Source organism: Sphingobacterium sp. NGMCC 1.201703 (assembly GCF_047784615.1).
Classification (GTDB): Bacteria; Bacteroidota; Bacteroidia; order Sphingobacteriales; family Sphingobacteriaceae; genus Sphingobacterium.
Genome location: NZ_JBLOHD010000011.1, coordinates 141,158 through 155,330, shown reverse-complemented (window position 1 = coordinate 155,330; position 14,173 = coordinate 141,158). Strand labels below are relative to the sequence as shown.

10 protein-coding genes are annotated in these 14,173 nt (G+C 41.5%); 7 read left to right on the top strand and 3 right to left on the bottom strand.

The window, feature by feature from the left end; all coding sequences use genetic code 11:
- Positions 1–75 precede the first annotated feature (75 nt).
- The 3 genes from ACK8HY_RS20860 to ACK8HY_RS20850 form a co-directional block, all read right to left on the bottom strand.
- A complete protein-coding gene (locus tag ACK8HY_RS20860; RefSeq protein ID WP_416134686.1) occupies positions 76–1,143 on the bottom strand; it encodes an EamA family transporter in 1,068 nt (355 codons plus the stop codon).
- 19 nt (positions 1,144–1,162) lie between these two features.
- Positions 1,163–1,636, bottom strand: a complete 474-nt coding sequence (locus ACK8HY_RS20855) for an Lrp/AsnC family transcriptional regulator (RefSeq protein WP_077434018.1) — start codon at positions 1,634–1,636, stop codon at positions 1,163–1,165.
- 182 nt (positions 1,637–1,818) lie between these two features.
- Positions 1,819–2,322, bottom strand: coding sequence for an FUSC family protein (locus ACK8HY_RS20850; protein WP_077434016.1), 504 nt, complete (start codon positions 2,320–2,322; stop codon positions 1,819–1,821).
- A 215-nt stretch (positions 2,323–2,537) separates the two neighbouring features.
- Between ACK8HY_RS20850 and ACK8HY_RS20845 the strand changes: the two genes are divergently transcribed.
- The 7 genes from ACK8HY_RS20845 (at position 2,538) to ACK8HY_RS20815 (ending at position 14,042) form a co-directional block, all read left to right on the top strand.
- Complete coding sequence (locus tag ACK8HY_RS20845; protein WP_416134685.1) at positions 2,538–5,459, top strand: FAD-binding and (Fe-S)-binding domain-containing protein; 2,922 nt, start codon at positions 2,538–2,540, stop codon at positions 5,457–5,459.
- 94 nt (positions 5,460–5,553) lie between these two features.
- Entirely contained in the window at positions 5,554–6,204 is a 651-nt protein-coding gene (locus ACK8HY_RS20840; RefSeq protein WP_259179027.1) for a hypothetical protein, read from the top strand.
- A gap of 261 nt (positions 6,205–6,465) precedes the next feature.
- Entirely contained in the window at positions 6,466–7,680 is a 1,215-nt protein-coding gene (locus ACK8HY_RS20835) for a DUF763 domain-containing protein (RefSeq protein WP_416134684.1), read from the top strand.
- Positions 7,681–7,833: 153 nt separating this feature from the next.
- Positions 7,834–8,166 carry a hypothetical protein gene (locus ACK8HY_RS20830; protein WP_139351029.1) on the top strand — a complete coding sequence of 111 codons (333 nt, stop codon included), beginning with the start codon at positions 7,834–7,836 and terminating at the stop codon, positions 8,164–8,166.
- A 174-nt stretch (positions 8,167–8,340) separates the two neighbouring features.
- Complete coding sequence (locus tag ACK8HY_RS20825; RefSeq protein WP_077434008.1) at positions 8,341–9,423, top strand: efflux RND transporter periplasmic adaptor subunit; 1,083 nt, start codon at positions 8,341–8,343, stop codon at positions 9,421–9,423.
- 22 nt (positions 9,424–9,445) lie between these two features.
- Positions 9,446–12,610, top strand: a complete 3,165-nt coding sequence (locus ACK8HY_RS20820) for an efflux RND transporter permease subunit (protein ID WP_416134683.1) — start codon at positions 9,446–9,448, stop codon at positions 12,608–12,610.
- On the top strand, positions 12,603–14,042 hold the full coding sequence (locus ACK8HY_RS20815) for a TolC family protein (RefSeq protein ID WP_416134682.1): 1,440 nt from the start codon (positions 12,603–12,605) through the stop codon (positions 14,040–14,042). Before ACK8HY_RS20820 ends, ACK8HY_RS20815 begins: the two co-directional genes overlap by 8 nt.
- The last annotated feature ends 131 nt before the right edge of the window (positions 14,043–14,173 follow it).

Genomic DNA, 14,173 nt, shown 5'->3' with positions numbered 1-14,173 from the left:
CTAAAAAGATAAAAACAATAAAAGCTTAACATAGATCTACGTTAAGCTTTATCATATAATTAGAAAAATAACAACCTAGTGTACTAATTCTGCTTCGGGAAGATCATCTATAGTGGATTGACGATCATCATGCTTTGGTAAAGTATCCAATGTACCTCCTTGCAGGATCTTTTTGTTTTTATTTTTAGCTGACAATTTGGTGCGGTAAGCCTTCCAGTTCATCAGTAAAACAGAGAACAAAATAACGGCCAAACCTACAATCTGTAAGGACGTCACGGCATGTGAAGTGAAAAAATGACTTAATATTAACGCAATGATGGGATTTACGTAGGCATATGTGCTTACTTCCATCGCTGGGCGCACCTGTAAGAGCCAGATATAGGAGCTAAATGCTAGGATAGAGCCAAAGGTGATCAAGTAACCCAAATTAAACCAATCAACAGGGGCAACGCTACTTAAATCAAATGATGCATATTCGCCTGTGAAAAGGGCGGTAATATTAAAAAGAATACCTGCAGTGACCATTTGCCAGGCTGTTTTGACCATAACGTGCAAATCTTCTTTTTCTTGTACTTCTGATTTTTTGAAGTATTTAGATGCCAAGGAACCTACTGTCCAGGCAATGGAGCCCAATACCAAAATACATAGCGCAATGATTTTCAAATTTCCATTGGCATTGTCGTTGGAAGCCATGATCTGTTCTGCAAATAACATAACAACCCCAATGAATCCGAGCACAACACCGGCTACTGTGGTGACACTGCTAAAATTTTCTTTCCATTTGGGTTTGTCAAGTAAAATAAACCAGATTGCGGCTGCTGCAGCTATAATCGCGGCTACTCCTCCCGAAACATATTGTTCGGCCCAGATGACGCCGGCCATATCCACAAATAGAAGTAAGAATCCTACGAAGGCAGCTTCCAATATGGAACGTTTATTAAAAAGTTTATAACCTTTTATGGCACAATAACTCATCAGTATGGCACTTGCGGTAACAAAACGAAACGAACCTAATATAAATGGTGGAAAGCTATGCAACGCTTTTTCTATAAAGAAAAAGGTGGAGCCCCATACCACATAAATAATAAAATAAGCAACTACAACCATTAGAGGGTTTGCAGCTTTTTTGTTTCCTTGCAACATAATTAAAGCCTCCTTTCTGTTATTCAGGTATGACAACCTGTTGATCTTCTTTTACCGTCTGAAGTACGATTGTGGTACGTGTAGAAATTATACCTTCTATTTTACCCAGTGTATTCCGCATTAAATCGACCAAAGCTGTTGAATCTGCCGTTCTAACTTTGATAAGATAACCGTCATCTCCAGCTATGTCGTGTACTTCTTGTACTTCCGGAATTTCCGCAAGCGCAAGGCCCACGCGTTGTTCACCAATGATATCATTGGCTTTGATGAAAATAAATGATAAAAGTTTTTGATCAACAGCCGCAGGATTGATCTTGGCGCTGTACTTTAAGATCACATCTTTCTGTTCGAGCTTCTTGACCCGCTCCAGTATTGCTGAAGGAGCCATGCCTAATTCTCTGGCAATATCAGCATTGTTGATACGCCCGTTATCCTGCATTAAACGAAGGATTTTGTAATCTACCTGATCTAAATTATATTCTACTTTTGTCATTTCGACTGCAAAGGTAAGGAAAAAAGTAGAATATTCAAAATATTGGTGTTAATAATGAATATTATTCTGAACAATTGGTTTTCGTTACGAATTTTATTCGATAGATAGCCTTGCTAATTCGCTGGGTTCGCTTTAATTTATTGGTTGAAAAGAAGTTACCTATGTGCTCTGGTTTATGCAACTCAACAATTATACCGATTTCTCAATTTAATAATAATATTTCGGGTGGATAGGATGACACCTAAACCGATCAAACATCCTACACAAACACAACCGAAACGGTCAAGAGCGGCAAAATAGGAGCGACTTTCCTGCTCATGTAAGTAGACAATAATTAACGCCACCATAGATGTGCGGGCCACAGCCATAATATTTAAAGCCTTGCAGATAACCAAAGATGCGAGTATACCAATAATCATAGCGTAAAGTTGTGGAATTGGCACGAAATATAGACTAAGGCCGATGGCGGAGCCAATAAAATTTGATTTTGCACGGTCAATGGCAATTTTTTTTGACTCATTTTCCTGCGGGGATATGACCAGGATAATTGAAATGAGTGTCCAGGATACGGAGTATTGTGGAAAGCTAACAAATAGCATATAGCCAGGCAGAAATCCCAGTAATACCCTTATTGCATATATAATAAAATCTGAATGTAATGTGTATCGGAGGATAAGATTACGCATATAACGGAGAAGATGTTAATTCGTTAAAACAGTGTTGCTGTAGCAAAAATACGAGCAAATGAGGAAGATGCGAAATAAAATTCAAGTTTGTTGCATTTTGCATTTGCGTCTTTATGCGTTTTGCATTAAGAAGTTGTGCGTTTCTTGCAATTAAGCCTTTTCCCAAAGAAGAAATTTCACTAGATTTGTTTTCTACATTTAAAAAATTATATCCAGTGAAAGATCAGAGTCAATTAGCCCTATTGGCAACTCAACTAAAAGGAGAGTTGTATTATACAGATGAAGCGTCACACCAAACGATGTTGTTTGCTTATTCGACGGATGCTTCGGTATACCAAGAGAAGCCGTTGGCTGTCGCTATTCCAGCAGATATAAATGACATCAAGAAGCTGATTGATTTTGCCCGGACAGAGCAAACAACCTTAATTCCCCGTACAGCAGGTACATCCCTAGCTGGTCAGGTTGTCGGAAATGGTATCATCATGGATATATCGCGCCATTTTAACCGAATCCTGGAATTGAATGTGGAGGAGAAATGGGTGCGTGTGCAACCTGGAGTGATTCGTGATGATCTGAATAGTTACCTGAAGCCTTTTGGACTGATGTTTGGCCCGGAGACATCCACGGCAAGTCGGGCTATGGTGGGTGGAATGATTGGAAATAATTCCTCAGGTCTCCATTCCATTGTTTGGGGTGATACCCGTCATAACCTCATCGCGGCAAATGTACTTTTAGATGATAAATCTGAGGTAAGTTTTGTTGCACTGGATGAGGCAAGTTATTTCAAAAAACTTTTACAGGCAGATCGTGAAGGGGATATCTACCGTCACATGAATGATCTATTGACAGATCCTCAAAATTTAGCGGCGATTGAAACTGGTTACCCCAAACGTTCGATTACCCGACGAAATACGGGCTATGCCTTGGATATTTTGAGCGATCGCGCACAACCGTTTAATATGTGTAACCTTTTGGCGGGTTCAGAGGGGACTTTGGCGATTGTAACGGAGGCAAAGCTTCGCTTGATGGATTTACCGCCACAGGAACTTGGACTATTATGTGTTCATTTTGCTGATATGGTGGAATGCATGCATGGAAATGTCATCGCGTTGAATCATCAACCTGCGGCATCTGAGCTGGTTGATAAATATATCATGGATTTTACGGTCGGGCATCCGACTTATAAATACAACCGCTTTTTTATTGAGGGTGATCCTCAGGCACTGTTGATCGTAGAATTTAGAGCTCATACTGCTGCGGAAACTGAGGCCAAGGCGATGGCTTTAAAGGCTGAACTGATTGAGAAAGGTTTGGGCTATGCCTATCCTTATATTACCGGAGTGGAGCAGACTAATCTTGTCTGGGATGTTCGAAAAGCTGGACTAGGGCTTATTCGTAATCTTCCCGGAGACAGCCAACCGGTCAATTTAATCGAAGACTGTGCGGTTTCTCCAGAGGATCTCCCAGCCTACGTCAGTGACATCCAGAAACTTTTGATTGAAGAGGGGGTGCATGCCTCTTACTATGCACATGCCGGAGCGGGTGAGCTACATATCGAGCCTTTTGTCAATCTGAAAACAGCAGAAGGTAAGCGCACTTTCCGCTCCATATTGGAAAAGACAAGTGACCTTGTGTTAAAGTATAACGGGTCCTTGAGTGGGGAGCATGGTGACGGACGTTTGAGGGGCGAATTTATTGGTAAAGTACTCGGAGAAAAAGTTTATAAACTTTTGGAGGAAGTAAAGTTAATCTTCGACCCCCTAGGAGTTTTTAATGCAAATAAGATTGTAAACACTCCACCAATGGATGCCCATTTGCGTTATGACAATGAAAAAAATAGAACGGACATAAAAACCTATTTTGATTTTTCCAAAGATGAATCCATTCTCCGTTTGGCTGAAAAATGTTCGGGCTCGGGTGATTGCCGTAAAACAGAAATTACCGGTGGCACGATGTGTCCATCTTTTATGGCGACACGGGATGAGAAGGATACAACACGAGCACGGGCGAATATGTTACGTCAATTTTTGACCAACTCCACGAAAAAGAATCGCTTTGACCATGAGGAAATCAAGGAAGTGATGGATCTATGTTTGAGCTGCAAAGGCTGTAAAACGGAATGTCCGTCGAGTGTGGACGTTGCCAAGATGAAAGCCGAGTTTTTACAGCATTATTACGATGAACATGGGGCTGGGTTCAGGACCAAATTGATCGCGAATTTTACTGATTCCCAGAAACTGGGATCGCTCGTCGCTCCAATCTATAATTTTGTTGTGAAAAATGACTTTTTATCCGGGTTGGTAAAGAAAACCGTAGGGTTTGCGCCAAAACGCTCTCTTCCTACGGTGAATGGAACGACGTTGAGCCAATGGGTCAGGAAGCAAACGACAGTGCCGCAGACCAAACGCAAGGTCTATTTATTCGCAGATGAGTTTACGGAATATAACGACGCTGAGATAGGTATTACAGCTTACAAGCTGTTAACGGCATTGGGCTATGAAGTGATTATTCCAAAACATGTACAAAGCGGACGGACTTACCTCTCCAAAGGATTTGTCAAAGAAGCAAAAAAGATTGCCAATCAAAACATTAATTTCCTAAAAGGCCTGATTACCGACGAAACACCGTTGTTGGGTATTGAACCATCTGGCATCATTACATTTAGAGATGAATATTTAAGTCTGGTTGATGAAAATCTTCGTACTGATGCACAGTTGGTGGCTAAAAATGCACTTATGATTGACGAATTTCTATTGGCGGAAATCGAGGCGGGCCGTATTCATCAGGAGCAGTTTACAGCTGTGGAAAAGAACATCAAGCTGCATGGACATTGCTATCAGAAAGCTTTTCATCTGGTGGGCATTACCCAGCAAGTCTTAACGTTCCCGTCCAATTATTCCGTTGAAGTGATTCCGTCGGGCTGCTGTGGTATGGCGGGGTCATTTGGATACGAAGTTGAACATTATGATGTCTCGATGAAAGTCGCCGAACTGGTTTTGTTGCCGGCTGTACGTAACACAGATACAGCGACTCTAATTGCTGCTGCGGGTACCTCGTGCCGTCATCAGATCAAAGATGGTACTGGAAGAAAATCTTTTCACCCCGTTGAAATTTTATACGACGCTTTATTGAAATAAAATAAAAACATTGCGAATAGTTGTTTGTTATCAGTAATAGTAGTAATATTATAGGAACAATATTTCAATGATTACTGATAATAAACAATTCACCATGTACAAAATTCAATCTATAGCCCTTCTTGCAACAGCTACGATGATGGTGGCTGCTTGTGGAAATTCCAATCAGAAGAAAACTGATGGAAGTGATACTGCGACAGCGAATACCATTGAGCGGGTGCGCATCGAACAACTGACGAATGGTACTCCAGGACCTGAAAAAAAGAACTTTTTTCTACGTATTACCGACGAAGTTAAAACCGATTCAAGTCGCATTTATACAACGAAGTCAATTTACAATAAGGATACAGTAGGTGCTAAAATTGAAGTCGTTGATTTTATCCCAGCAGGTATTATCGATGGTCAGCCAAGTGATGATGTGGGCTTTACGAAAGGAAAAATTAAAATTACAACCTTAGGAACGCAATCTGATAACTTAGTTAAAGCTTTAGGTGAATTGTTTCAAATGCCAACTACTGATGGTTTTACGAAAGAAGTAGTTCTGCCAAATGTATTTTCATCCAATAAAGTGAATGTTGATCTATCAAAGAAAACTGCCTATAGTTTCAAACTATTTTTAGAGAATAAAAAGGCGGAACCTGCGGAGTTATTTTTTAATGTGGATACCTATAAACACTCGATTGAGTTTTCCGAAAAAGATCCATCGTTCCGTGCTGGATTTATATCGGCTTTGACTGGAAAGTAAATCTTTAACTGTTGAAAGAGATTAAGTAACCGGCTTTGACCGGTAATATATTGAAATAGCGAGAAGGCTGTATAATCACACGATTATACAGCTTTTTTTATATTCGGTCATTATTGGTCTGATTTCCTGGTTTTACATGCTACTGATTTCCTTAGGCATGTATAGGGTTTTGGTGTTGTAAGTGATAAACCCCAATGCGCTGGATCTCTTGTTTAACAAATAAAAAGCGCTACATTTGTACTAATATATTTAGTTTTATTTATGAGGCATTCAGGAACGGCGGATTTGCCGCTACACTATGGAAAGGTACCGGCTTGGCTGTATGAACGGATGAGTTCACTGGGCAAATCCATTGTGGAGGTCATCCTGATGGATTATGGACAAGACGAGGTGCTCCGGAGATTGGCAGATCCGTTTTGGTTCCAAAGCTTTGGCGCTGTACTCGGCATGGACTGGCATTCATCAGGTATTACAACATCGGTTATGGGCGCTTTAAAACGAGCGATCAATCCCTGTGCGGATGCATTCGGGCTCTATATATGTGGCGGTAAGGGTAAATTTTCTAAAGACACACCACAGGAGCTACTTTATTTGGCAGATAAAACCGGTTTGGACGGGAATAAATTGGTTCGAACAAGTAAGTTAGTGGCCAAGGTGGATAATACGGCGATACAAGATGGTTATCAGTTATACCTCCACAATTTTATTGTCAGCAAGGACGGTCACTGGGCTGTGGTACAACAGGGTATGCATCATCATGATGGAACTGCCCGCCGCTATCATTGGCATTCAGAGAAAGTTCGCTCTTTCATTGACGAACCTCATGCTGGTATTGAAGGGCGTTCGCAGGGCCTTATTTTGAATTTGACAGCTTCTGCTGCAGCCCCTAACAGGACAGGCATTATGGCTATCGTTAACGAAGACTCTTCCCGTGCATTATTGGACTTTAAAAAATTGGTCATGCCTTCCCATCACGATGTACGTGCTGCAGATGTCGATCTCAAAAGGTTAGGAGCAATGTTATATGTGGCGCGGGAAAATCAGCCTCAGGATTTTGAGGAGCTCTTGCTGTTAAAGGGCATGGGGCCGCGTACATTACAATCCTTGGCATTAGTCAGTGAGGTGATTCATGGCGCTCCGGCGCGATTTAAAGATCCCGCGCGCTTTTCTTTTGCCCATGGCGGAAAGGATGGTCATCCTTTTCCTGTCCCTTTGGATATTTACGACCAAAGCATTCAAATCTTACAAAAGGGTATCGAAAGGTCAAAACTGGGGAATAGCGATAAATTAAAATCCATGCATAAACTCCATCAGATCATATTGGACGCTGAGCGTAATTTCACACCCCAGTTTGATATTCAACAGGTCATAGCGGAAGAACGTAGAGACTCCTGGAAGTACAATGGTCGAACCGTATTTGGTCAGGCAAAAGCTCCGAAGGATGGCGACATAGGGCTACAGTTGTCGCTTTTCTAAACATTATTGTTGGATTGTAATCATTTTGTTAAATTGTGTTAAACCCTATTGAAATTGTTTATACGCTAGTATATTTGCCCTCAAATGAAAGTGGTTATTACAATTCTATGTTTTATAGTGTTCCTATTGATAAGGAGCGGTAATAGCCATGCTGTGCTAAACGAATCTGATCGCCCTACGGTCAGTTTTATGTACCAGCACAATGATGCCAACCTGAAGGACAGGATTAATACGCTAAGTGCTCACATCGATCCTTTAAAAGCTGGAAGCGTACATGATGAGAATCCCGTTATCGAAGAGTTTAACAGTGAGAATTTCCAGTTGACCAAAGACCTCGAAGCAGCTTCCAATTTTGTTGCTTTATTGTTCTGTGCGGTTGTACTTTTTATCTTTGTATTTCGTTTTGCAAAAAAGATTCCTTTTTGCAATTTTGTCGCTTATTTACACCCCCAAAGGTATATTCTTCAACAAAACTGGAGGATTTAATAGCCAATCCCCGAAATAACCCAACTTTATTTTCGTTGTATTCCGAATAATTCACTTTCATCGAGAGATGAATAATCCTGTGTTTTTACGTGCATTACAACGATCTAAGAGTTAGTTTATTTCAACTACCATATCAACAAACAATCAAACTTATTTTTAATTAGACGCTTACAAATGAAAAGAGTATTTATGCTCGTTAATTTGGCTATGGTATTATGCCAAATTGGGTGTACTTCCAAAAAGGAAGAGAAAGAAGAAAAGGAAAAATTCAATGTTACCTCTCCCGTACAGGTGGATACTACAATCCGTAAGGATTTTGTTTCTCAGATTAAATCATTTCGCAATATCGAATTACGTGCTCAGGAGAAAGGATACCTGGAGCAGATTTTTGTGGATGAGGGACAATTTGTACACAAAGGACAGCTACTGTTTCGCATTATGCCCAAAATGTATGAAGCAGAGTTTAAGAAATCTATGGCGGAAGTGAGTGTCGCCGAGATTGAAGTGCAGAACACCAAGAGCTTAGCCGATAAAAATGTCGTATCCCCCAACGAACTTGCTATGGCGAAAGCCAAACTGGAGCAAGCCAAAGCGGCTTCCGCAATTGCCAAACTGCACCTTTCTTTTACGGAAATAAGAGCACCATTTGATGGTACAATTGACCGTATCCCGCTAAAACTAGGAAGTTTGGTGGATGAGGGCGAGTTACTGACTAGCCTCTCCGACAATAGTCAGATGCTGGTATACTTCAATGTGTCAGAACCGGAGTACCTCAATTATCAGACAAACGTGAGTAAACGCGGCGATACCCATGTTGGATTATTGCTTGCCAATAACGAATTGTTCCAAGAACATGGTGTGGTTGAAACCATAGAGAGTGAATTTGACAGCGAAACTGGTAACATTGCTTTTAGGGCGAGATTTCCAAATCCCAATCGATTATTGAAACATGGTGAAAGTGGTAAAGTCGTAATGAATTTTCCATTGAAGCAGGCATTGATTATTCCACAAAAGGCAACCTACGAGTTACAGGACCGGAAATATGTTTATGTCGTGGATAAAGCGGGCAAGTTAAAAGCGCGTTATATCACAATCAGCAATTCCCTTCCTGATCTTTATGTGGTCAGCAGTGGACTTCAAAAAGATGATAAATTCCTATTGGACGGTATACAGAAAGTGAAAGAAGATGAAAAAATCAGCTATAGTTTCGTTCAGCCCAAAGAGGCCATTTCTAATTTGAAGTTAAAAACAGAATAAATTCCCATACTCTTAAATTACTATGTTTAGTCGTTTTATAAATAGACCTGTACTTTCGATTGTCATTTCATTGATCATCGTGTTTCTGGGGGTTCTTTCGATGGTACAACTTCCAGTAACTCAATTTCCATCCATATCGCCACCTAAAGTAAACATTACAGCAGAATACCCGGGTGCGAATGGGGAACTCATGATAAAATCTGTTATCATTCCACTTGAGCGCGCCATCAATGGGGTTCCGGGAATGAAATATATGGCTTCAGATGCCGGTAACGATGGTGAAGCCAGCATACAGGTGGTATTCAATTTGGGTACAGACCCGAACCAAGCTTCATTGAACGTACAGAACCGTGTGGCTTCTGTTGTTAATAAGCTTCCACCGATCGTTGTACGCGAGGGGGTGAAAATTACAAGGGAAGAATCCAATATGTTGATGTATATCAACCTATATAGCAAGGATAAAGACCTTGATGGAAACTTTATGTACAACTTTGCCGATATGAATATTGTTTCGGAGTTACGACGTGTGGACGGGGTTGGTGTGGCAAATATTCTTGGAACACGGGAGTTGGCAATGCGGATCTGGTTAAAACCTGATCGCATGACAGCCTATAAAATATCCGCTGAGGAGGTGATGAAAGCTCTCTCAGAGCAAAGTTTGGAAGCATCTCCGGGCAAGGCCGGCGAGTCTTCCGGGATTACTTCACAGTCTTTTGAATATGTCCTGAAATATCCGGGACGTTTCACAACAACCGAAGGCTATGGAAATATCGTATTACGAACAAATGCAAACGGTGAAATGTTGCGCTTGCGCGATGTTGCCGATATTAAATTTGGATCCGCCATGTATGATATTTATTCTACCTTGAATGGGAAGCCCTCTGCCGCTATTGTCCTGAAACAATCCTATGGTAGCAATGCTTCTCAGGTAATCCAGGATGTTAAAAATAAAATGAAGGAACTAAAGTCTTCTTTTCCGAAAGGACTGGATTACGAAATCAGTTATGATGTTTCTAAATTTTTGGATGCTTCAATCGAAAAAGTGATCCATACCTTAATTGAAGCCTTTATACTGGTGGCAATTGTTGTCTTTTTATTCCTTGGGGACTGGCGGTCTACCTTAATTCCAACCATTGCCGTACCGGTTTCCTTAGTGGGATCATTCCTGTTTATGCAATTTTTTGGTATCACAATCAACCTGATCACACTGTTTGCCCTGGTATTGGCGATAGGTGTCGTTGTGGATGATGCCATTGTCGTCATCGAAGCCGTACACGCCAAGATGGAGGAACTGCATATTTCAGCCTATAAGGCAACGAAGAAAGCGATGCATGAAATCAGCGGTGCTATTATCGCTATTACATTTCTGATGGCGGCCGTATTTATTCCTGTTGCCTTTATGTCGGGGCCTGTCGGTATTTTTTATCGCCAGTTCTCCATTACGATGGCGACATCTATTATCCTTTCCGGTGTAGTTGCATTGACGTTGACACCAGCGTTGTGTGCGATTATGCTGAAGAACAATCATGGCAAACCTCGTAAGAAATCCATCGTGGACAAATTTTTGGATGCGTTCAATAGATTGTTTGATAAGATGTCCAACAAATATGTTTTCTTACTGAAAGGTATCGTTGATAAGCGTCTTTTTACTTTTGTGGTATTGATCGGATTCTGTATTGGCGCCTACTTTTTAAATAATTCCGTACCAGCAGGCTTTATTCCGAACGAGGATCAGGGGATGATTTATGCTATTATCCAAACGCCACCGGGATCGACCTTAGAACGGACAAACCTGGCCGCTCAAACTTTGCAGAAGGAGGCGGAGGACATCGATGGTGTGCAATCCGTTTCTTCATTGGCCGGTTACGAGATATTGACTGAGGGAACCGGTGCGAATACCGGAACCTGTCTGATCAATTTAAAAAGTTGGGAAGAGCGTAAGGAATCCTCGCAGGAAATTATCGAACAGCTGGAAAATGCAGCGAAAAATATTCCCGGAGCTTCCATCGAGTTTTTCCAGCCACCAGCAGTACCGGGATATGGTGCCGCAGGGGGATTTGAGTTGCGGCTTTTGGATAAAGCGGGTTCGGGTGACTATAAAAAAATGGAGACCGTAAGCAAGGATTTTGTCCGTGAATTGAATAAACAACCGGAGTTGTCCTCAGTTTTTACATTTTATAGTGCTAGTTTTCCGCAGTACATGCTCCATATCGACAATGATATGGCCCAATTAAAAGGGGTCACTATTGACAACGCACTGAATACGCTTTCTACGTTGGTGGGAAGTAACTACGAAACCAATTTTATTAAGTATGACCGGCAATATAAAGTCATGGTACAGGCATTACCGCAGTATCGGGCTCTTCCTGAGGATATCTTGAAATTATATGTGAAAAACGATAAGGATGAGATGGTGCCTTTTTCGGCTTTTATGCATATGGAAAAGGTATATGGGCTCTCCGAGATCACGCGGCACAATATGTACATGGCTTCTGAAATTTCAGGTTCTGCCGCTCCTGGATATAGTAGCGGTGAGGCTATTGAAGTGATCAATGCCGTAGCTGCGAAAACCTTACCACAGGGCTATGGTATTGATTGGGCTGGTATCTCCAAAGATCAGGTGGGACGTGGTAATCAAGCGATCTATATCTTTTTGATCTGTTTGGGCTTTATTTATCTTATTCTTTCAGCACAATACGAAAGCTTTATCATGCCATTTGCGGTTCTGTTATCATTGCCAATTGGTATTTTTGGAGCCTTTTTCCTGCTCAAAGTTTTGGGACTGGAAAACAACATCTATGCACAGGTGGCCTTGGTCATGCTCATTGGATTATTGGGTAAGAACGCGGTTTTAATTGTTGAGTTTGCCACACAACGACATGCGCAGGGACTCAGTATCATCGAAGCAGCTTTGGAAGGAGCCAAGGTGAGATTTAGACCTATCCTAATGACATCATTTGCGTTTATTGCAGGTTTGATTCCATTGGTAATGGCTTCTGGGCCAGGAGCGATCGGCAACCGGACCATTGGTACCGCTGCGGCAGGAGGGATGCTGTTTGGAACTGTCTTTGGTATCCTTGTCATCCCAGGGCTCTACTTTATTTTTGGAACAATCGCATCCAAACGTAAGCTTATCAAACATGAAGATGAAAATCCATTAACTGAAGAAATCGATAACAATGGCTAGTCAAACAAATAAATATTGGGTAGTAGGGGTTTTGCTGTCCGCAGCAATGACAGGCTGTAAGGTTCCTAAAGCGACTCAGATTCAGGAAAACAAGCAAGTGCCACAGCAATTTGCTGAAGCACTTGCACAGGATACAACGAATTCGGCCAATATGAAGTGGCGTGATTTTTTTAGTGATCCTAATTTAGTTGCTTTAATTGATACGGCATTAAAAAATAATCAGGAGCTGAATGTGACCTTGCAAGAATTGGCTATTGCCAAGAATGATATATTACTGCGAAAAGGTGCATTGAAGCCGAGTGTGGGTTTACGTGCCGGTGGCGGTGTGGAGAAGGTCGGACGCTATACAAGTCAGGGAGCTGGGGATGCCAGTACAGAGATCGCACCAGGGAAGGAAATGCCCGATCCACTGGGTGATCTAAAGATAGGTGCCTATGCAAGCTGGGAAATCGACGTCTGGAAAAAACTGAAAGATTCTGAACAGGCGGCATTGAACAGGTATCTTGCTACGGTGGAAGGTAAAAACTTTGTTCTGAGCAGTCTTATCGCTGAGGTTGCGCGATCTTACTACGAATTGTTGGCTTTGGATAACCAGCTAACTATTATCAAACAGAATATCGAGTTGCAGGACAATGCATTGGAGGTCATAAAGCTACAGAAGCAGGCGGCGCGTGTGACAGAACTTGCTGTTCAAAAATTCCAGGCAGAAGTGTTAAAAACCAAAGGAATGGAATTTGAGACACGCCAGCAGATTAAGGAAACTGAAAACCGAATTAATTTCCTTTTAGGACGTTTTCCACAGGAAATCAAACGCGATAAAAGTAACTTCGTGGATATGGTACCTGCGAAAGTACAAACGGGGATACCGAGTCAACTCCTGAGCAATAGGCCTGATATCCGTGAGGCTGAATATGAGCTGGCCGCAGCAAAATTGGATGTACAGATTGCGCGGAAGGAATTCTATCCTTCTCTGGAAATATCAGCTGCGCTGGGTTTGCAAGCTTTTAAGCCATCCTATCTGTTTAAAATGCCCGAATCGATGTTGTACAACATAATAGGAGAGTTGGCAGCTCCGCTGTTAAACAAAAATGGATTGAAAGCGGAATTGAATACCGCAAATTCGAAGCAGATACAGGCAGTCTATAATTATGAGAAGGCAATTTTAAATGCCTATTTGGAAGTGTCTACCCAACTGTCTAATATCGAAAACCTTGGCAAGAGTTATGATTTCAAAACCAAGGAAGTTGAAGTGCTCAATAATTCGGTGACGGTATCAGACGATCTGTTTAAGTCGGCACGCGCCGATTATATGGAAGTGCTGATGACACAGCGCGATGTATTGGATTCAAAACTTGAATTGATTGAAACTAAGAAGCAACAGCTTAATGCGGTTGTTAATATCTACAAAGATTTGGGAGGAGGCTGGAAATAAGTTGTTTGTTTGAATGGACCCTGCTAGGCGGGGTCCTCTTTTTTTGTATCAATGCGATGTAATTCGACAGGCTCTGCTTAAATTATTTATTGTGAAAATCGAATTAATGCTTATTTTTAATGTATATTAAT